The organism is Blastococcus carthaginiensis, assembly GCF_030731085.1.
GTDB lineage: Bacteria > Actinomycetota > Actinomycetes > Mycobacteriales > Geodermatophilaceae > Blastococcus > Blastococcus carthaginiensis.
The window spans coordinates 30,925-50,011 of sequence record NZ_JASNFN010000027.1 but is presented as its reverse complement, the minus strand read 5'-3'; the positions used below and the strand labels follow the sequence as shown (position 1 = coordinate 50,011).

16 protein-coding genes are annotated in these 19,087 nt (G+C 75.3%); 6 read left to right on the top strand and 10 right to left on the bottom strand.

Annotated features, from left to right (window positions below):
- Positions 1-28 precede the first annotated feature (28 nt).
- Positions 29-997, bottom strand: coding sequence for an aldo/keto reductase (locus QOZ88_RS18480; protein WP_306001184.1), 969 nt, complete (start codon positions 995-997; stop codon positions 29-31).
- Between the two features lie 27 nt (positions 998-1,024).
- Between QOZ88_RS18480 and QOZ88_RS18475 the strand changes: the two genes are divergently transcribed.
- Positions 1,025-1,852: a thioesterase family protein gene (locus QOZ88_RS18475; RefSeq protein ID WP_306001183.1), complete on the top strand. Its 828-nt coding sequence runs from the start codon at positions 1,025-1,027 to the stop codon at positions 1,850-1,852.
- A 96-nt stretch (positions 1,853-1,948) separates the two neighbouring features.
- Here QOZ88_RS18475 and QOZ88_RS18470 read toward each other — a convergent pair whose 3' ends face one another.
- Genes QOZ88_RS18470 through QOZ88_RS18460 form a run of 3 tightly spaced genes read right to left on the bottom strand, consistent with a single transcriptional unit; the run spans position 1,949 to position 4,070 of the window.
- Positions 1,949-2,503 carry a TetR/AcrR family transcriptional regulator gene (locus tag QOZ88_RS18470; protein WP_306001182.1) on the bottom strand — a complete coding sequence of 185 codons (555 nt, stop codon included), beginning with the start codon at positions 2,501-2,503 and terminating at the stop codon, positions 1,949-1,951.
- 59 nt (positions 2,504-2,562) lie between these two features.
- Complete coding sequence (locus QOZ88_RS18465) at positions 2,563-3,354, bottom strand: ABC transporter permease (RefSeq protein WP_306001181.1); 792 nt, start codon at positions 3,352-3,354, stop codon at positions 2,563-2,565.
- Positions 3,351-4,070, bottom strand: coding sequence for an ABC transporter ATP-binding protein (locus QOZ88_RS18460; protein WP_306001180.1), 720 nt, complete (start codon positions 4,068-4,070; stop codon positions 3,351-3,353). Before QOZ88_RS18460 ends, QOZ88_RS18465 begins: the two co-directional genes overlap by 4 nt.
- A 120-nt stretch (positions 4,071-4,190) precedes the next feature.
- On the opposite strand from QOZ88_RS18460, the gene QOZ88_RS18455 reads away from it, so the two are divergent.
- Complete coding sequence (locus QOZ88_RS18455) at positions 4,191-4,991, top strand: TrmH family RNA methyltransferase (protein WP_306001179.1); 801 nt, start codon at positions 4,191-4,193, stop codon at positions 4,989-4,991.
- Positions 4,992-4,998: 7 nt separating this feature from the next.
- Here the strand turns inward: QOZ88_RS18455 and QOZ88_RS18450 are convergent, their stop codons facing one another.
- Both QOZ88_RS18450 and sepH read right to left on the bottom strand, forming a co-directional pair.
- Positions 4,999-5,472, bottom strand: a complete 474-nt coding sequence (locus tag QOZ88_RS18450) for a general stress protein (RefSeq protein ID WP_306001178.1) — start codon at positions 5,470-5,472, stop codon at positions 4,999-5,001.
- Positions 5,473-5,518: 46 nt separating this feature from the next.
- Complete coding sequence (sepH, locus tag QOZ88_RS18445; protein WP_306001177.1) at positions 5,519-6,418, bottom strand: septation protein SepH; 900 nt, start codon at positions 6,416-6,418, stop codon at positions 5,519-5,521.
- A gap of 250 nt (positions 6,419-6,668) precedes the next feature.
- Between sepH and QOZ88_RS18440 the strand changes: the two genes are divergently transcribed.
- Together QOZ88_RS18440 and QOZ88_RS18435 are read left to right on the top strand one after the other, a co-directional pair.
- Positions 6,669-8,567 carry a prolyl oligopeptidase family serine peptidase gene (locus QOZ88_RS18440; protein WP_306001176.1) on the top strand — a complete coding sequence of 633 codons (1,899 nt, stop codon included), beginning with the start codon at positions 6,669-6,671 and terminating at the stop codon, positions 8,565-8,567.
- Positions 8,564-10,018, top strand: coding sequence for a circularly permuted type 2 ATP-grasp protein (locus QOZ88_RS18435; protein WP_306001175.1), 1,455 nt, complete (start codon positions 8,564-8,566; stop codon positions 10,016-10,018). Before QOZ88_RS18440 ends, QOZ88_RS18435 begins: the two co-directional genes overlap by 4 nt.
- A gap of 79 nt (positions 10,019-10,097) precedes the next feature.
- Here QOZ88_RS18435 and QOZ88_RS18430 read toward each other — a convergent pair whose 3' ends face one another.
- The 4 genes from QOZ88_RS18430 to QOZ88_RS18415 all read right to left on the bottom strand — a co-directional run bounded on the left by QOZ88_RS18430 (position 10,098) and on the right by QOZ88_RS18415 (position 16,844).
- Positions 10,098-11,543: an IS110 family RNA-guided transposase gene (locus tag QOZ88_RS18430; RefSeq protein ID WP_306001174.1), complete on the bottom strand. Its 1,446-nt coding sequence runs from the start codon at positions 11,541-11,543 to the stop codon at positions 10,098-10,100.
- A gap of 211 nt (positions 11,544-11,754) precedes the next feature.
- The gene (locus QOZ88_RS18425) at positions 11,755-14,451 is read right to left on the bottom strand and encodes an ATP-binding protein (RefSeq protein WP_306001173.1); all 2,697 of its coding nucleotides are present in this window, start codon (positions 14,449-14,451) and stop codon (positions 11,755-11,757) included.
- A 73-nt stretch (positions 14,452-14,524) separates the two neighbouring features.
- Positions 14,525-15,637: a phosphoserine transaminase gene (gene serC, locus QOZ88_RS18420; protein WP_306001172.1), complete on the bottom strand. Its 1,113-nt coding sequence runs from the start codon at positions 15,635-15,637 to the stop codon at positions 14,525-14,527.
- An 85-nt stretch (positions 15,638-15,722) separates the two neighbouring features.
- The gene (locus QOZ88_RS18415; protein ID WP_306001171.1) at positions 15,723-16,844 is read right to left on the bottom strand and encodes a citrate synthase 2; all 1,122 of its coding nucleotides are present in this window, start codon (positions 16,842-16,844) and stop codon (positions 15,723-15,725) included.
- A 153-nt stretch (positions 16,845-16,997) separates the two neighbouring features.
- On the opposite strand from QOZ88_RS18415, the gene pdxH reads away from it, so the two are divergent.
- Positions 16,998-17,645: a pyridoxamine 5'-phosphate oxidase gene (gene pdxH / locus QOZ88_RS18410; RefSeq protein WP_306001170.1), complete on the top strand. Its 648-nt coding sequence runs from the start codon at positions 16,998-17,000 to the stop codon at positions 17,643-17,645.
- Entirely contained in the window at positions 17,642-18,967 is a 1,326-nt protein-coding gene (locus QOZ88_RS18405; RefSeq protein WP_306001169.1) for an MFS transporter, read from the top strand. The genes pdxH and QOZ88_RS18405 overlap by 4 nt, the downstream gene beginning before the upstream one ends.
- The last annotated feature ends 120 nt before the right edge of the window (positions 18,968-19,087 follow it).

Below are 19,087 nucleotides of genomic sequence, written 5' to 3'. Positions count from 1 at the left end.
AAGGATCCTTTGCCCGGGGGCGGGCCGGTCACCAGGCGTACTCCATCGGGGCGGCGCGGTAGCCGGGGAAGATCTCGTCGAGTCGGGCCAGGGCGGCGTCGTCCAGCGCGATCTCCAGCGCCCGCAGGCCGCCCTCGAGCTGCTCCATCGTGCGCGGGCCGACGATCGGCGCGGTCACGGCCGGCTGGTGGAGCAGCCAGGCCAGCCCGACGTCGGCCGGGGCGTGCCCCAGCTCCCGGCAGAACGCCTCGTACCGCTCCAGCGCGGGGCGGTGCTGCTCGATCCGCTTCCGGGTGCGCTCCTCGCTGCGGCGGGCACCGTCCGACTTCTCCAGGGCGCCGGCGAGCAGGCCGCCGGCCAGCGGGCTCCACGGGATGACGCCGACGCCGTAGTGCTGCGCCGCGGGGAGCACCTCGAGTTCGACGTGCCGGGTGAGCAGGTTGTAGTGCGACTGCTCGCTCACCAGGCCCTGGAAGTTCCGCCGGGCCGCGGCCTCGTTCGCGGCGGCGATCTGCCACGCGGCGTGGTTGGAGGAACCGACGTAGAGCAGCTTGCCCTGCGCGACCAGCGTCTCGCAGGCCTGCCAGATCTCCTCCCACGGCGTCGCGAGGTCGACGTGGTGGAACTGGTACAGGTCGATCCAGTCGGTGCCCATCCGGCGCAGCGAGCCCTCGCAGGCCCGGACGATGTTGCGGGCGGAGAGGAACGTGTCGTTGGGCAAGTCGCTCATCCCGCCGTACACCTTGGTGGCCAGCACCGTCTTCTCGCGGCGCTCGCCCCCCTGGGCGAACCAGCTGCCCAGCACCTCCTCGGTGCGGCCCTTGCCGGCGTCGAAGCCGTAGACGTTGGCGGTGTCGACGAAGTTGATGCCCTCGGCCAGCGCCCGGTCGAGGATGGCGTGCGAGTCGCCCTCCTCGGTCTTCCAGCCGAAGTTCATCGTCCCCAGGCAGAGCCGGGAGACCGACAGGCCGCTGCGGCCGAGGTGGGTGTAGTCCATGCCGGCCACCCTGGCACCCTGTCCGACGTGCCGCAGAACGATGCCCAGGGCCTCTCCGAGTTCGACGCCGCCACCGCCGTCCGGCGGTCCGAGGGCGGCGGCTTCGTCGCCGACCTCCACCCCGGCTGGGACGTGGGCAGCGGCATCCTCAACGGCGGCTACCTGCTCGCCGTCGCCGCCCGGGCCGCGCTCGCGGACAGCCCCCACCCGCACCCGGTGGCCGTCTCGGCCAGCTACCTGCGCGCGACCCCACCCGGCCCGGCCTCGCTGGCCGTCACGCCGGGCCCGGCCGGCCGGACCCTGGCGCACACCGGCGTCGTCCTCAGCGGCCCCGCGGGGCCCACGCTCAGCGTCCAGGTGACGACGGCGGCGCTCGGGGACGACGCCCCGCTGCGCTCGGTGCCGGTCCCGGACGTCCCGCCGGTGGAGTCGTGCCTGCAGGCCGGGCCGGGCGCCGAGATGGGCGGCCACCCCGTTCCCGCGGTGGGTCTGCGGCACCGGGTGGAGACCCGCCTGGACCCCGCCACCGCCGGCTGGGCGCTGGGCACGCCGTCGGGGGAGCCGGTGATGCGGGCCTGGCTGCGGCTCGCCGACGGGCGCGAGCCCGACCCGCTGACGCTGCTGCTGTTCGCCGACGTGCTGCCGCCGACGAGCTGGTCGATGGGGCTCATGGGCTGGGCGCCCACGGTCCAGCTGCAGGTGCTGGTGCGCGCCCGGCCCGCTCCCGGGTGGTGCCTGGCCGAGGCCCGGGCCAACGAGATCGCCGGCGGCTGGCTGGACGAGGAGTACCGGATCTGGGACTCCAGCGGCCGGCTGGTCGCGCAGAGCCGGCAGCTGGCCCGGGCCCCGCGCTGACCTGGCCCCCGAATGATCAGGTCGACTGATCGTTCCGGGTCCTGGCTCACGGTCGACGGTGAGCCAGGACCCGTCATGGTGAGCCAGGTCGCCTGATCAGCGGCCGGGCAGCTCGACCTCGCCGGTGAGGTAGCGCTGGACGGTGGGGCCGATCGCCGCGACCAGCTCCTCGGGGGCGGCCGAGGCGAGCGGTTCGACGCGGAGCACGTACCGGGCCACGACCAGGCCGATGAGCTGGCTCGCGACCAGGGCTCCGCGTGCCTCGCGTTCCGCGGGAGGCGCGTCCAGCGTGGCCACGACCCGGCGCAGCACCTGCGAGACCAGGAACTCGCGCAGCAGCTTCGCCGTCCACTCGTTGCCGACGGCGGACCGGACCAGCGCCAGGGCGGCGGGTTGCATGGGGCCGTCCCAGACCCGCAGCAGCATGCGGACGACGTTGCCGCCGAGCTCGTCGCGGCCGCCGGCGAGCACCTCGGGGAGGAACTCCGCCGGGTTCGCCGGCGCCTCGATCGCGGCCAGGAAGAGCTGGTCCTTGCTGCCGAAGTAGTGGTGCACCAGCGCCGGGTCGACGCCGGCGGAGGTCGCGATGGCACGGATGGACGCGCCGTCGAAGCCCCGTTCGGCGAAGGCGGCGCGCGCGGCGGTCAGCACCGCCTGCCGCGTGTCCGGGTTCCCGGGCCGTCGCCCCGTCGGCCGGCTGCGTGGGCTGCTCAGTCGGTCCTCCTCCGCAGGGTCGCCGCCGCCAGCGCGAGGGCGAGCAGCGCGGCGCCGGCCACGATGCCGACGTCGGCCCACATCCTGCCGGTCGCCTCGGGGGAGCTGCCGACCTCCTGCAGCGCCTCGACCGCGTAGGTCAGCGGCAGGACGTCGCTGATCGCCTGCAGCCAGCCGGCCATCTGCTCGCGCGGCACGAGCAGGCCGCACAGGAAGAACTGCGGCAGCACGATCACCGGCATGAACTGCACGGCCTGGAACTCGCTGCGCGCGAAGGCGCTGGCCAGCAGGCCCAGGGCCACGCCGAGGGCGGCGTCGGCGACGGCGATGAGGACGACGAGCCCCAGCGGTCCGGCGATGTCGAGGTCGTAGAGGGTGACCGCCACGGTCACCGTCACCACCGCCTGCACGGCGGCGGCCAGCCCGAACGCCGTCCCGTAGCCCAGCAGCAGGTCCAGCCGGGACAGCGGCGTGGTGAGCAGCCGCTCGAGCGTGCCGGACGTGCGTTCGCGCAGCATGGCGATGCTGGTGACCAGGAACATCACGACGAAGGGGAAGACGCCGAGCATCGCGAGGCCGACGCGGTCGAAGGTGCCGGGCTGCCCGGGCGCGCTCGGCAGGTCCGCCCACAGCAGGTGGAGCAGGCCGAGCAGCAGGCTCGGCAGCACGAGCAGCATCGCGATCGTGCGGTGATCGTGCCGCAGCTGGCGCAGCACCCGGCCGGTCGTCGCGGCCGTGAGCCGGGGGCTCAGCCGGCTCGGGGCGCGTCTCGGCGTCGCGGTGGTCACGCCGCCACCTCCTCGCGGGCGCGGATCAGCCGGAGGAACGCGTCCTCCAGGTCGTCGGTGCCCGCCTCGGCGCGGACCTCCGCCGGCGTGGCGTCGGCCAGCAGGGCGCCGTCGCGCAGCAGGAGGAGCCGGTCGCAGCGCGCCGCCTCGTCCATGACGTGGCTGGAGACGAGCAGCGTCGCGCCGGCGGCGGCCAGGGCGTGGAACCTCGCCCAGAGCTCCACCCGGAGCACCGGGTCCAGGCCGACGGTGGGCTCGTCGAGCACCAGCACCTCCGGGTCGCCCACCAGCGCGCAGGCCAGCGAGGCCCGGCCGCGCTGCCCGCCGGAGAGGTTCTCGACCAGCTGCCCGGCGGCACCGGCGAGGCCGACGGCGGCGAGGGCGGCGTCGGCCTCCTTCGCCCCGCGGCCGTACAGGGCGGCGAAGTAGCGGGCGTTCTCGCGCACGGTGAGGTCGGCGTAGACGCTGGGCGCCTGGGTCACGTACCCGACCCGGCTGCGGAGGGCGGGGGAGCCGGCGGGCTCCCCGAGGACGGTCACTCCGCCGGAGCGGACCACCTGCACCCCCACGACGGCCCGCAGGAGCGTGGACTTCCCGCTGCCGCTCGGGCCGAGCAGGCCGGTGACCTGCCCCGGCGGCACGGTGAAGGAGAGGCCGTCGAGCACCCGGCGCTTCCCGCGGTCGACGACGAGATCGGTGACGGTGACGGCGTTCACGGCGCCCCCCGGGAACTCAACGAGTGATGAACTCAACGCTAGATGAGTTCGAGCTCGCCCGTCAACGGGGTCGCCGGTCTGGTGCGTCGTCGCGGCGGGGGCGGCGGGCAGAATCGCCGGGTGCCCGAGATCATCACCGACCCGACCGACCCGCGCGTGGCCGACTTCCGCGACCTCAAGGCCGGTGACCGGCCCGCGGGCACCCCGCGCGGTACCGGGCCGGTGATCGTGGAGGGCGTCCCCGCGGTGCAGCGGCTGCTCGCCTCCCCGTACCGGGTGCGGGCGGTGCTCGGGGTGCCCGGGCGGGTGGCGGCGCTGGGCCTGCCCGACGACGTGCCGGCCTACGAGGCGGACAAGTGGGTGCTGTCAGAGGTCATCGGGTTCCGCCTGACCCGCGGCGTCGTCGCCTCGGCCGACCGCCGTCCACCGGCCGACCTGGACGGGCTGCTCACCGGGCCGGACCCGGCGGCGCCGCGGCGGCTGGCCGTGCTCGAGGCGCTCAACGACGCCGAGAACCTCGGCTCGATCGCCCGCTCGGCGGTGGCCCTGGGCGTGGACGGCCTGCTGCTGGACCCGCGCTGCGCCGACCCGCTCTACCGCCGGTCGGTGCGGGTCTCGATGGGGCACGTGCTGTCCCTGCCGTTCGCCGTGCTGCCCGGCTGGCCGGTCGGCCTCGACCGGCTGCACGACGCCGGCTACCTCACCGTCGCGCTCACTCCCGCGGCCGACGCCGTCGACCTGGCCGACGTCGACCCCCGCGCGCACCCGCGCACGGCGATGCTGCTCGGGGCCGAGGGGCCCGGGCTCACTCCGGAGGCGCAGGCGGCCGCGCGGGTGCGCGCCCGGATCCCGATGCGCAGCGGGGTGGACTCCCTCGGCGTGGCCGCCGCGGCGGCGGTCGCGTTCGCGAGCCTCCGCTGACCGACCGCTAGCCGCGCAGCGAGAAGCGGGCGAGCATGGCGCGGGCCTGCTCGGCGTGCGCCGGGTGGCACATCAGATCGTAGCGGCTCGCGGTGATCTTGCTGGTGCTGGTGAAGTCGCGCCGGCCGCGGGTGGCGGCGTAGCCCATCCCGCCGAACGCAGCCCCGAAGGCCAGACCGATCAGCAGGCCGGTGAGCACCGAACCGATCCAGCCGGTGCCGTCGGGGGCGAAGATGCCCAGCAGGAGGCCGACGAACAGACCCCACCACGCACCGGCCGCCGCGCCGGCGGCGAGCGCGCGGCCCATCGTCATGCGGCCCGTCACCGTCTCGACCATGCGCAGGTCGGTCCCGATGATGGTCACGTTCTCGACCGCGAACTTCTCGTCGGAGAGGTGGTCGACGGCGGCCTGGGCCTGCTCGTAGCTGTCGTAGGACCCGACCTGCACGCCGCCCAGCGGCATCGACACCGAAGCACTCATGCCCGGTCAACTACCCAGCCGCGCGGCGTGTTCCACGCGCACCCGGTCAGCGGTTGCGGCGGACCCCGAAGACGATGTCCTCCCAGGCCGGGATGCGGGCGCGCGGGTCCTCGTCGTCGTCGGTGCCGTCGCCACCGCGGCCGAGCACCACGGTGTCGTGCTCGGCGACCTCGTCCAGCAGGGCGGCCATCGACTCGTCGTCGGCCGGGCTGCCGTCGGGGGCGTGCACGTCGCGCACGTGCACGTCCTCCGCCGCGGCGGGGGCGGGCGGTGGCTCGGGGCTGCGCACCACCGACACGGGGCGGGCGCGGGGCGCCGCGGCGGGCTGGCCGGCCGGCACCTCGGGGACGACGCGCACCAGGCGGGTGCCCTCGGCGAAGTCCGTCGTCGCGGCGTCGTGCGGCGCGACGGTGCGCGAGGGGAGGTCGAAGTTCCACCGGGCGGTGCCGGACTTCGCGCCCGCGCGCCACTCGCCGGTGACCACCCAGGTGCCGTCCTCGTCGCGGAAGGCATCCCACCGGACGGCGTCGATGTCGGTGTCGATGAGCCGCAGCCGCTCGACCATGAACTGCTGGAGCACGACACCCGGCGCACCCTCGGTGAGCCGGACGCGCGCCTCGCGGGCCTGCGTGGCCACGCGCTCGCGCTCCTGCAGCACGGGGTGCGCGAAGCGCATGATGCGCTCCACCCGGGCGCCGGTGGCGGCGGCGACCTGCTCGGGCGTCTCGCCGGCGCGGATGCGTTGCTGGATCACCCGGGGCGGCAACTCGGTGCCGAGGTCAACGTCGATCTGGGTGAGCCGACGCGCGTCCCCCCGGGCGGCGGCGCGCACGCGCTCGTCGATCGGGAGCTCGAAGCGCTCACCCTCGGGGTGGTCGGGGCTGTCGGCGACGAGGACGAGGCTCCTCCCGTCGTCGGAGAGTGCCACGAGGCGCAGCGTGCGCATGGGCGACCTCCTGCAGCCGGCGCGGCGGGCCCGGACGAGACCCCGGTCTCCGAGGCTATCCGGAGCGGCGGTGCGCGGCACGCAGGCGCCCCGGCGTGGCGCGCCGCGCCGCGAGCCGGTCGCGGTCCCCCCGGCGGGGGGTGCGGACGGGCCCGACCCACGCCGATGACAGCGCTGACACGTGCCCGGAACCTGCCCCCGCCAGAGTGGGGGGCTCGCCGGCGGCACCGCACCGAGCCGAGGAGGAGCGATGGCCAGCCCCGTGACCCAGCAGTGGACGGCCGCGCCCGCGGGCTGCCCCGCCCTGGCGGCGCTCGCACCCCCGGAGGCGCTGCCGGCCGCGGTCCGCCGCGCCGTCGCCGGCATCGCCGGTGCCACCGCCACCTGGTGCCCCGCCCCGGCCCCCGACGGACGCCGCGTCGCCTCCGTCACCGACCGCTCCGGGCTGCCCCGGCTGGAGGTGGCCGCGCTGGACGGGCGGACGCCGCCGGTCCAGGTGTCCGCGGCGGACCAGGAGGTCATCTCGGTCTCCTGGTCGCCCGACGGCGAGCGGCTGGCCTACCTGGTCAGCCCCGGCGGTTCTATCTGCGCCGAACTGCACGTCGTCCGCCCCGACGGCTCGGGGCGCCGGCTGGTGGCCGGTGCCGACCCGCGGGCGACGGTCTTCGCCGGGTGCTGGGTGGGGCCGCGGCACTACGCGTGCTCGATCGCCCAGGGCTCCGGGCCCGACGCCGACGTGGTGCTGGTCGACGTGGTCACCGGCGAGCAGCGGACGCTGGCCTCCGGCGGCTTCCTCGCCGTCACCGCGGTCTCCGCCGACGGGCGCACCGTCCTGGCCCGGCGCGGTCCGCGCGCCTACCGGCACATCGTCGTCATCGACGTCGCGACCGGCATCCAGCGGCGGGTGGTCCCGCTCGACGCCCCCGGCGGGATCGCCTCGGAGGACGGCCGGTTCACCGACGGCGGCGCCACCGTGCACGTGCGTGCGGCGCTGCCCGGCCCGCCCGGGGCCGACCGCGCCGGCCTGGTCGCCGTCCCGCTCGACGACGACGGGGTACCGGGGCGCGGCCGGATCGTCCTGCAGCGCGCCGACGCCGATCTCGACGGGTACGCGGTGCGCGCCGACGGCACCGTCCTCGCGGTGTGGAACGCCGACGGGGTCAGCGAGCTGTGGCTGCACGCGCGCTCCGACGGTGCGGTGGTGCGGCGGATCGCGCTGCCCGAGCCGGTGCTCTCCGGCTGGGCGACGGCGCCCGACGGCGACGCGCTCGTCGCCGAGCTCTCCGGGCCCCGGGCCCCCCGGGCGCTGTGGCGGGTGCCGCTGGACGGCGCCGCCGCCGAGCCGCTGCCCTGCTCGCCCCCGCGGCCGGAGGTGCCGGGGCTGGTCGAGCCGGTGCGGCACGAGTACCTCGCCCCCGACGGCGTCCGGCTCTCGGGCTGGCTGTACGTCCCCGAGGGCAGCCGCGGCCCCAACCGCACGGTCGTCAGCTTCCACGGCGGGCCCGAGGGGCAGGCGCGGCCGAACTGGTCGCCGATCACGCAGAGCATGGTGGCCGCCGGGCTGACCGTCTTCGCCCCCAACGTGCGGGGTTCGGGCGGGTTCGGGCGAGCCTTCATGACCGCCGACGACGGGCCGGCGCGCGAGTCGTCGTTCGCCGACGTCCGGACGACGGTGGACGAACTGGTGACCGCGGGCATCGCCGCGCCCGGCCGGGTCGGCGCGCACGGCTGGTCCTACGGCGGGTACCTGACGCTGGTCGCGCTCACCCGCTGGCCCGACCTCTTCGCCGCCGGCACCTCGCTGGCGGGCATGAGCGACCTGCGCACCTTCTTCGCCGGCACCGAGCCGTGGATGGCCGCGGCCTCGGTGACCGAGTACGGCGACCCCGTGGCCGACCGCGACATGCTGGCCGCCCTCTCGCCGATGACGGCCCTGGACCGGCTCACCGCCCCGGTGCTGCTGACCCACGGGGACCGCGACACCAACGTGCCGGTGGCCGAGTCGGTGCAGGCGCACCAGGCGCTGCAGGCCCGCGGCGCCCGCGCCGACCTGCTGCTCTTCCCCGGCGAGGGTCACGCGATCGTGGGACGCGAGCACCTGGTGGAACTGGGCGAGCGGCTCGCCGCCTGGTTCGATCGGTGGCTGTGAGCGGGGAACTCTTCGCCGGCTACCCCACCGACCGCACCGACGAGGCCGTCGGTGCCGACGGCCGGCTGCGCGACGGGTGGGCCGGGCCGGTCGCTGCCCTGGAGCGGCTGGGTGCGGCGGGGCTGGTGGCCGCGGAGGAGGAACTGGCGCGGCGGCGGCAGGAGCGCGGCGTCGTCGTCGGGACCTGGGTGGACGGCCGGCAGCAGCTGCGGCCGGTGCCCCTGGACCCGGTGCCGCGGCTGCTCGACGCCGGTGCCTGGCGGGCGGTGTCGGCGGGCACGGCGCAGCGGCACCGGGCGCTGAACGCCTTCCTCGCCGACGCCTACCGCCCGGCCGGGCGCCGGCGCGGCGACGCCGACCGCGCCGCGGAGATCGTCCGGGCCGGCGCCGTGCCCGAGTGGGCGGTGGCGCACGGCCCCGGCCGCGACCCCGAGGCGGTCTCCCGCGCCTGGCCGGGCCAGCCGCGCGCGACCGTCGCCGCGGCCGATCTCGTCCGGACGGCGGACGGGCGCTGGGCCGTGGTCCGCGACCACCTGCGCACGCCCGCGGGCATCGGCTACGCCCTGGCCGACCGGGAGAGCGCCCGCGCGGTGCTGCCGCAGCTGGTCGCCGGCGCCGGCGACCGGCTCCGCGACCCCGCCGACGCCGTCCCGCTGCTGGCCGGCGCGCTGGCCGACGCGGCGCCGCCCGGCGTGCCCGGCCGACCGCGCACCGCCGTGCTCACCCAGGGGGAGAGCGACGGCGCCTGGTTCGAGCACCGGGTCCTCGCCGAGGCGCTCGACGCCCCGCTGGTGCGCGCCGGCGACCTGTGGCCGCGCAGCGACGGGGGAGTGGAGGCTGCCGTCGACGGCGGCCGCGTGCCCGTCGACGTCCTCTACCGGCGCTTCGACGACGCGTTGCTCGGCGCCTACCCGACCGGGGCGGGGGTCCCGCTGGACCTGGCGCTGACCGAGGCGGTGCGGGCCGGACGGCTCGGGCTGGCCAACGTGCCCGGCAACGGGGTGGCCGACGACGCGGCCGGCTACGCCTGGGTGTCGGCCATGATCCGCTTCTACCTCGGCGAGGAGCCGCTGCTGGCCTCGGCGCGGACCTGGGTGCTGGCCGACCCGGATGCGTGGGCCGAGGTCGCCGGCCGGCTGCACGAGCTCGAGGTGGAGTCCGTCGCCGGGTACGGCGGTCGGCGCGTCGTGCAGGGGCCGGCCTGCTCGGCGGACGAGCTGGCCGCGCTGCGGGCCGAGATCGCCGCCGCCCCGCACCGGTTCGTCGCCCGCGAGCCGCTGGTCCCCTCGACCGCGCCGGCGCTGGTCGACGGGTGCCTGCGTCCCCGGCCGGTGGAGCTCCGGGTGTTCTCCGTCGCCGGGCGCACCACGACCGCGCTCCCGCTGGCGCTGACCCGGGTGGGCGGCGCCGCCCTCGTGGGCAAGGACACCTGGCTGCTGACCGGAAAATAGCCACCACAACGGGGCCACGACGGCGCGCTTCAGTTGACCCTCGGGCATGTGTTCCGGGGTCGGCTGGAGTGGTTGCTGGTTAGGCGGCTTGGGTGAGGGTGACGGTGTAGCCGAGTGCTTCCAGGCCGCGGAGGTGGTCGCGGGTCTTGCGTCCCTTGTCGATGCGGAGGCTGTGGTAGTCCGCGCCGAGGTCGCGGTAGCGCAGCATCGGGTCGGCGAGCAGGTGCCAGATGATCACCAGGATGGAGCGTGCGACCGCGACGAGGGCCTTGAGCTTGCCGCGGCGCTTGACCAGCCGCCGGTAGCGCTCGCCGAGGAAGGTATTGGTCTTGGCCGCGGCGGTCGCCATCTCGCCGAGGACGCCTTTGAGGTAGGGGTTGCCCTTTCCGGTGCGTCCGGCGCGGGTGGTCGGTCCGGACTGGATGGTGCGCGGGCAGAGCCGGGCCCAGGAGACCAGGTGTCCGGCGGTCGGGAACTGAGCCATGTTCAGCCCGATCTCGGCCAGGATCACCTGGGCGCCGCGGCGGGCCAGGCCGGGGATCTCATCGAGGCGGTCGAGCGCCGACCGCGGTTGGTCGCCGGCGGGTTCGGAGCCGGCGGGTTCGCCGCCGGAGGGACCGGCCGGTGCGCGGGCGGCCGGGATCGCCTCGATCAGTTCATCGATGCGGGTGGTCAGCCGCTCGATCTGGGCGTTGAGCGCATCGATCTGATCCAGCAGCATCCGAGCCAGCTCGCCGTGGTGATCATCGAACCGCCCGGTGAGCGCCTCGACCAGGGCGGTGTGCTTCATCCGCATCCGGCCGCGGGCAAATCCGGCCAGCACGCGCGGGTCGCGTTGGCCGGCGATCAGCGCCTCGATCATCTCCCGCACCGAGACCCCGTCGATCCGGCTGGCCACGGTAGTGATCTTGATGAGGGCGTCTTCGAGGAGTTTCTCCAGCCGAGACCAGTGCCGGGTCCGCTCGACGGTCAGATCGGTGCGCAGCCGGGTGTAGTCACGCAGCACCCGGATCTCGGTCGGAGGCACGAATGAGGGCCGCAGCATGCCTCGTTCGGTGAGCTTGGCCAGCCAGACCGCGTCCAGCTTGTCGGTCTTGGGCCGGCCCGGGACGTTCTTCACCTCCCGGGCGTTGACCAGCATCACGTCCAGGCCGCGGGCCTCGAGCAGGAAGAAGAACCCCCGCCAGTAATCCGAGGTCGACTCCACGGTGACCCGCTCGATCCGCGCCTCGGCCAGCTGGTCGGCCAACTCCATGATCGACTGGGTGGTCGCCTTGACTTCCCACACCCGCGTGAGACGTCGCTTGGCCACCGACGGGTGTGGCACGCGGGTGCACACCATCCCTGACGCCTTGGCCACATCGATCGCCGCAACCCGCTCGATGAGCTGTTCGTGCTCCTCGTCGTGGATCTCCTGGGGTTCCTGCATTCCTGACACCGCCCTCCGCGCTCCTCGACCAGCAAGGCGGGCTGCCCGCGGGGCCCGGTCAGGCAATCGAGAATCTGACCGGCGTGCTCGAAGCACAGTGCGCGACCCTTCGGGTCCAGGCCCCAGCGTCAGACTGCGCTACGGGATCGTGTCCCAGGCGGGGAACCGACGTCGGCGAGCAGCCCAACCACATTTTCACGCCTGCCAGGCGTCCCGAACAGGGATAGGAAGACTGCGCTGACGGGCCCCCTGCTCAGCCTGTGCGGCAACAGGTGGGCAGCCGAGCGAGCACGTGAGTACTGGCGGGTCAGGCGGCCGGCCGCAGTGCGGCCCGGATCCGGACCGTCGTCCCCTCGGGGCTGGGGACGGCGGTGACCTCGGCGACCGCGCTCATCAGCGTGGAGCCGCGGCCGCGGTCCATGCTCGGCACCCGTTCCCGCCACTGGCCGTGGTCGCGGACCGTGATCTCCACGGCGCCGCCCTCGACGACCGCGGTCACCTCGACGACGGGCTCGATGGGGTCCTGGGCGTGCTCGATCGCGTTGCTGGCCGCCTCGCAGGCGGCCAGGAGCAGGTCGTAGGACTGGTCCGGGCCGATGCCGGCGTCGGCCAGCAGCGCGCGGAGCCGCCGGCGCACCACGGGGATGGAGGAGAGCTCCGACGGCAGCCGCCAGTGCGCCCGGGAGCGGGCGCCGGAGGAGTCGCCGGCACGGGGAGCAGGCACGGGCTCGCTGCCGTGCCCGGGCCGCTCGACGTGGGTGGAGACCAGCGGGGCCGGCAGCGGTGAGGTCGCCGGCCGGGGCGGGGCGAGGTCGCGCGCACCAGCGGGGGCCACGGCGTGACCGGCGGCCCGCTCCATCGCCACCCGCACGCGGGCGAGCAGCTCCGCGGCGCGGAAGGGCTTGGCCAGGTAGTCGTCGGCGCCGGCCTCCAGCCCCTCGACCGACGCCTCCTGCCCGGCGCGGGCGGTCAGCATGATCACCGGGACGTCGCGGGTGGCCGGGTCCGCGCGCAGCGCCCGCAGCAGCTCGAACCCGTCGACCCGGGGCATCATCACGTCGGTCAGCACCAGGGCCGGGCGCCGCTCGGCCACCGCGGCGAGCGCTTCCGCGCCGTCGGCGGCCGTGCGCACCGCCCAGTAGGGCTGCAGCAGGCGGGTGAGGTAGCTGCGCATGTCGGCGTTGTCGTCGACGACCAGCACGCCGGGCGCATCCGGGGCGCCGGCCGGCCGGCCCGCCGGGCGTGCGCCCTGCTGCTCCCAGCCCTCGGCCTCGCCGCGGGCGGCGTCGGAGGGGGCGGCCGCGGGAACGTCGGCGGCGGCGTCGGGCTCGCCGAACGGCAGGGAGACGGTGAACGTGCTGCCCTGCCCCGGCTCGCTGGTCACCGTGACGGTGCCCCCGTGCAGCGCGGTGAGCTCCTGCACCAGGGCCAGGCCGATACCGGTGCCCTCACGGGTGCGGGCGGCGGCCCCGGCGACGCGGTGGAAGCGCTGGAAGAGCTGGGGGAGCTCCTCGGCGACGATGCCCACACCGGTGTCGGCGACGGTGAGCACGAAGCGGTCGTCCACGCCGCGGAGGGCGACGTCGATCCCGCCCACGAAGGTGTACTTCACCGCGTTGGCGAGGAGGTTGACGACGATCTTCTCCCACATCCGCGGGTCCACGTGGGCGGGACGCCCCAGCGGCGGGCAGTCGACGGTCAGCCGCAGCCCGGCCCGCTCGGCGGTCGACCGGAAGATGCCGGTCAGCTCGGCGGTGAAGGTGGCCACATCGGTCGCCACCCGCACCGGGGTGGCCCGCCCGGCCTCGATGCCGGCGAAGTCGAGCAGGTCGTCGACCAGGCGTCGCAGCCGCTGGCCGTTGCGCACGGCGAGGGCGACCTGCTCCCGCACGTCCGCGGTCAACGCGGCGTCGGGGTCGTCGAGCACGTCGCGGAGCGGGCCCAGCAGCAGGGTCAGCGGCGTGCGCAGCTCGTGGCTGACGTCGGCGAAGAACGTCGTCTTGGCGCGGTCCAGCTCGGCCAGGGACTCCGCCCGCGACCGCTCGACCTCGAAGGCTCGGATGTTGACGACCACGCCGGCGAACTGCCCGGCCACGAGCTCGTAGAAGGACCGGTACTCCACGTCGAGCGCGAGGTTGGGGCTGGTGCCCGCGAGGAGCAGGCCGAGCGGCTCGCCGTCCCGCGTGGCGGTGAGCGGGAGGACGACGGCCTCGGTGACGCGGTCACCGAACGGGCCGCCGGTCACGTCCAGCCGGTCGACGATCCCGGTGAGCTCGGCGTCGGTCTCCGCCGTCTCCGGCAGCAGCCTCGCGTCGCATCCCACCGCGGCGACGCGGCGGAACCCGGGTTCGCCGGGGGAGGCGAGGTACACGGCGGCGAACGGCAGGTCCAAGGAGTCGGCGGCCAGGGCGGCGCACATCGCCGCCACCGTCTCCTGCTCGTCCCCGAGCTGGGATCCGACCGTCGCCAGGTCGTGGAGGAGCCGCTGCCGGCGCTCACCGATGATCTGCCCCGTGACCTCGGTGCAGACGCCGTGCATCCCGGCCACCCGGCCGTCGTCCCCGAACGCCGGCGCATGGGAGACGGTGAAGTACGTCTCCTCCCGGTAGCCGGCGCGCTCGAGCAGCAGCAGCAGCCCCGGCAGCCAGGAGGCCTCGCACGTGGCCATCGCCCGCTCGACCGGGGGGCCGAGCGCGTCCCAGCCCTCGGCGAGGGTCTGGCGGATGTCCTCGCCGATCGCCGGGTGCTTGGCGCCGATGAAGGGCGCGTAGGCGTCGTTGTAGAACTGGATGTACTCCGGCCCCCAGGTCAGGACCATGGGGAACTTCGACACCAGCACGGTCCGGACGGCGAAGCGCAGACTGGCCGGCCAGCTCTCGACCGGCCCGACCGGGGTGGCGGCCCAGTCGAAGGCGGCCATCAGCCGGCCGGCCTCCCCGCCGGCGGCGAAAGGATCGCCACCGTCGGCGCCCGCAGGCACACCGGGCCCCACATCCACCTCCACCGACACATCGTGCACGACGCCCGGTCGGCTCCCGACCGGCTCCACCCCCCGCAGGGGCCCAGGGGCGCCGTCCCTACAGGCGCTCCACCACGTAGTCGATGCAGGCCGTCAGCGCCTGCACGTCGTCCGGGTCGACCGCGGGGAACATGCCGACGCGCAGCTGGTTGCGGCCGAGCCGGCGGTAGGGCTCGACGTCGACGATGCCGTGGGCGCGCAGCGTCGCCGCCAGCGCCGCGGCGTCGACGGAGTCGGCGAAGTCGACGGTGCCCACGACGTAGCTGCGGTGCTCCCGGTCGGCGACGAAGGGCGTGGCGTACGCCGACCGCTCCGCCCAGCCGTAGAGCCGCGACGAGGACTCGCGGGTGCGCTCGACGGCGGCCGACAGGCCCCCGAGGGAGAGCAGCCAGTCGATCTGGTCGGCCAGCAGGAACAGCGTGGCGACGGCCGGGGTGTTGTACGTCTGGTCCCTCGCCGAGTTCTCGACGGCGATCGACAGGTCGAGGAAGGCGGGCACCCAGCGGCCCGAGGCCTTGAGCTCGGCGATCCGCTGCAGCGCGTCGGCCGACATCAGCGCCACCCAGAGCCCGCCGTCGGAGGCGAAGGACTTCTGCGGGGCGAAGTAGTAGACGTCGGTCTGCGAGACGTCGACCGGGAGGCCGCCGGCGCCGGAGGTCGCGTCGACGAGCACCAGGGCGTCCTCGGTGCCACTGGGGCGCGAGATGGGGGCCATGACCCCGGTGGAGGTCTCGTTGTGCACCCAGGCGTAGGCGTCGACGCCCCGGGTGGCGGCCGGCAGCGCGAGCGAGCCGGGCTCGGCCGTGACGACCACCGGCTCCCCGAGGAACGGTGCGTCCCGCGCCGCGGCGGCGAACCTGGCGGAGAACTCCCCGTAGCTGCCGAGGGCGGCGCGGTCGCGGATCAGGCCGAACAGGGCGGCGTCCCAGAACGCGTTCGTCCCGCCGTTGCCGAGCACCACCTCGTAGCCGTCGGGGAGGTCGAACAGCTGGGTCAGCCCCTCCCGGATCCGGCGCACCAGGGCCTTCACCGGTGCCTGGCGGTGCGAGGTGCCCATGACCGCGGCTCCCGCGCCGGCCAGGGCGCGCAAGGCCTCGGGGCGCACCTTGGACGGCCCGCTCCCGAACCGGCCGTCGGCCGGGAGGAGCGCGGCGGGGATGGTGGGGGTCATGCCGGGGAGGGCCTCTCGACGGTGCGCTACGGAGCCCCGGCGCAGCCCCGCCGCGCACGTGCGACGGGGCTGCGCCGGGCGTGCCTCAGGCCAGCTGGGCGGCCTTCGTGTTGATGGTGTCCCAGCCCTCGACGGCCTCGGGCTTGCGCGGCTCGGGCCCGATGTAGCGGGCCGAGGGGCGCACCAGGCGGCCGGTGTTCTTCTGCTCGAGGATGTGCGCGCACCAGCCGGCGGTGCGGGCGCAGGTGAACATCGAGGTGAACATGTGGCTGGGGACCTCGGCGAAGTCCAGGACGATGGCCGCCCAGAACTCCACGTTTGTCTCGACCGGCCGGTCGGGACGCCGCTCGCGCAGCTCCTTGAGGGCGGCGTTCTCCAGGGCGAGGGCGGCCTCGAAGCGCGGGGCGCCGAGCTCCTGGGCGGAGCGGCGGAGCACGCGGGCGCGGGGGTCCTCGGCGCGGTAGACCCGGTGGCCGAAGCCCATCAACCGCTCCTTGCGGTCGAGCAGGTCCTTCACGTACTTCTCGGCGTTCCCGGTCTTCTCGACGTCGTCGAGCATGTGCAGCACCCGGGAGGGGGCGCCGCCGTGCAGCGGGCCGGACATCGCGCCGATCGCGCCGGACATGGCGGCGGCGACGTCGGCACCGGTGGAGGCGATGACGCGCGCGGTGAACGTCGAGGCGTTCATGCCGTGCTCGGCGGCGGAGGTCCAGTAGGCGTCGACCGCGGCCACGTGGCGGGGGTCGGGCTCGCCGCGCCAGCGCACCATGAACCGCTCGACGATGGTCGCGGCCTCGTCGATCCGGCTCTGCGGCACGGCGGGGACGCCGATGCCGCGGGCGGACTGGGCGACGTAGGACAGCGCCATGACCGCGGCGCGGGCCAGCTGGTCGCGCGCCTCCTCGGCGCTGATGTCCAGCAGCGGGCGGTACCCCCAGAACGGGGCCAGCATCGCCAGGGCGGCCTGGACGTCGACGCGCACGTCGCCGCTGTGCACCGGGATGGGGAACGGCTCCGCCGGCGGCAGCCCGGGACCGAACTTGCCGTCGACCAGCAGTGCCCAGACGTTGCCGAAGGTGACCTTGCCGACCAGGTCCTCGATGTCGACCCCGCGGTAGCGGAGCGCACCGCCGTCCTTGTCCGGTTCGGCGATCTCGGTCTCGAAGGCGATGATGCCTTCGAGGCCGGGTACGAAGTCGTCGGCCATCTCGCAAGCTCCTCTGCGCGCGGACCCACGTGCGCGCAGGAACCGGCGCACGATTGCCTGCCGACCCTAGGCCGTCCGGCCCGTCCCGGCACACGGGGGGCGGTGCGGGCGCCCTCCCGAGCCGTCCGGCGGCCCCGGTGTCAGCATGGCGGCGTGCCCGACCTGACCCGCATGCGCAACGACTACACCCTCGGGCGGCTGCGCGAGGACGAGCTCGCCCCGTCCTGGGTCGAGCAGTTCGACCGCTGGTTCACCGACGCCGTCGCAGCGTCGGTCCCCGAGCCCAACGCCGTCGTGGTGGCGACCGCCGACGCCGACGGGGCGCCGGACGCCCGCATCGTGCTCATGAAGGGCTACGACGCCGGCGGCATCGTCTTCGGGACCAGCTACGCCTCGGCCAAGGGCGCGCAGCTGGCGGTGAACCCGCGTGCCGCCCTCGTGTTCCCGTGGCACGCGCTGCAGCGGCAGGTGCGGGTGGCCGGGCGGGTGGAGCGGATCGGTGACGCCGCGTCCGACGGGCTGTGGGACCCGCGGCCGCGCGGCTCGCAGCTGGCGGCGGTCGCCTCGGTGCAGTCGACCGTCGTCGACTCCCGGCAGGAGCTCGAGGAGCGCGTGCGGCTGCTGGACGAGCAGACGCCCGAGGGCCCGGTGCCCCGCCCCGAGGTGTGGGGCGGCTACCGGGTGGTGCCCGAGCGCGTGGAGTTCTGGCAGGGCGGGGCCGACCGGCTGCACGACCGGCTGCGGTTCGTCCGCGACACCGCCGAAGGCGGCGGCTGGGTCGTCCAGCGGCTCGCGCCGTGAGCCAGCCGGTCGACCCGCTCGAAGGCGGGGCGCCGGTCGAGGAGCCGGTCCCCGAGCGGGTGCGCCGGCGGGGCTGGGCGATCGACACCACCCCGCTGCGCGACCCCCGCTACCGGCGGCTGTTCTGGGGCATCGCCACCACCACGATCGGTCAGCAGATGACGCTGGTGGCCGTCCCCTTCCAGGTCTACCTGCTGACCGGCTCGTCGTTCATGGTCGGCGTGACGTCGATCGTCGCGCTGGTCCCGCTCATCGTCTTCGGGCTCCTCGGCGGCGCGATCGCGGACGCCATGGACCGCCGGCGGCTGCTGGTGGTCACCTCGGTCGGTGCGGCGGTGACCAGCGCGCTGCTCGCGGCGCAGGCGCTGCTCCCCGGCGGCGGGAACCTGGTCCTGCTGTGGGTCCTGACCGCCGCGGTCTCCGCCTTCACCGCGGTCAACTCGCCGACGCGCTACGCCGTCATCCCCGCGCTGGTCGGCACGGCGGGCGTCCCCGCCGCGAACGCGCTCGCCATGACCGTCCGGCAGATCGGCGTGATCGTGGGCCCGCTGGTCGCGGGGCTGCTGATCGGGCTCGGGTCGCTGTCCACCGCCTACGCCATCGACGCCGTCGGTTTCGTGGTCGCCGCCGTGCTGCTGCGCGGGCTGCCGCCGCTGCCGCCGGGACGGGACGCCGGGAAGCTGCGGCTGGGTGCCGCCGTGCACGGGGTCTGGGAGGGCTTCGCGTTCCTGCGCACCCAGCCCGTGCTGCTCATGACCTTCGTCGTCGACATCATCGCGATGCTGTTCGCCTGGCCGCAGGCGGTGTTCCCCGAGCTGTCGGAGACCCGGTACGCCGACTCGCCCAACAGCCTGGGCTGGCTGTTCGCGGGCATCTCGATCGGCGCGCTGGTGATGGGGCTGACGTCGGGCTGGGTGTCGAAGGTGGACCGGCAGGGCGCGGTGGTGATCGTCTCGATCGCGGTGTGGGGCGTGGCGATCATCGGCTTCGGCCTCGCCCCGACGCTGTGGCTGGCGGTCCTGTGCCTGGCCGTCGCGGGCGCGGGCGACATGGTGAGCGCGGTGCTGCGCAGCGCGATGCTGCAGACGGCGGCGCCCGAGGAGATGCGCGGCCGCATGCAGGGCGTCTTCATCGTCGTGGTCACCGGCGGCCCCCGGCTGGGTGACCTGCGCGCCGGTGGCCTGGCCAGCGCCGCGGGCGTCTCGTTCGCGATGGTCTCCGGCGGCGTCGTGGTGGTGCTCGCGATGGTCGCCGTCGCGCTGCTGGTGCCCTCGTTCTGGCTGTTCCGCGCCTCGCGGTCGGCCGTCGACCGGACCGGCTGACCCGCCGGGTGTCCGGCCGGGCTCGCCCGCCCCCGAGAGTGGCGAGGCCGGCCGGACCTCCGGCGTTCATATCCGATCCTGCCCGGCCCTACTCCCCAGTAGCGGGATGGGGTGAGAGTC

Coding starts and splice junctions, on each gene's coding strand:
- QOZ88_RS18480 (WP_306001184.1), bottom strand. CDS start 997: ATGGACTACACCCACCTCGGCCGCAGCGGCCTGTCGGTCTCCCGGCTC.
- QOZ88_RS18450 (WP_306001178.1), bottom strand. CDS start 5,472: ATGAGTGCTTCGGTGTCGATGCCGCTGGGCGGCGTGCAGGTCGGGTCC.
- sepH (WP_306001177.1), bottom strand. CDS start 6,418: ATGCGCACGCTGCGCCTCGTGGCACTCTCCGACGACGGGAGGAGCCTC.
- QOZ88_RS18440 (WP_306001176.1), top strand. CDS start 6,669: ATGGCCAGCCCCGTGACCCAGCAGTGGACGGCCGCGCCCGCGGGCTGC.
- serC (WP_306001172.1), bottom strand. CDS start 15,637: ATGACCCCCACCATCCCCGCCGCGCTCCTCCCGGCCGACGGCCGGTTC.
- QOZ88_RS18415 (WP_306001171.1), bottom strand. CDS start 16,844: ATGGCCGACGACTTCGTACCCGGCCTCGAAGGCATCATCGCCTTCGAG.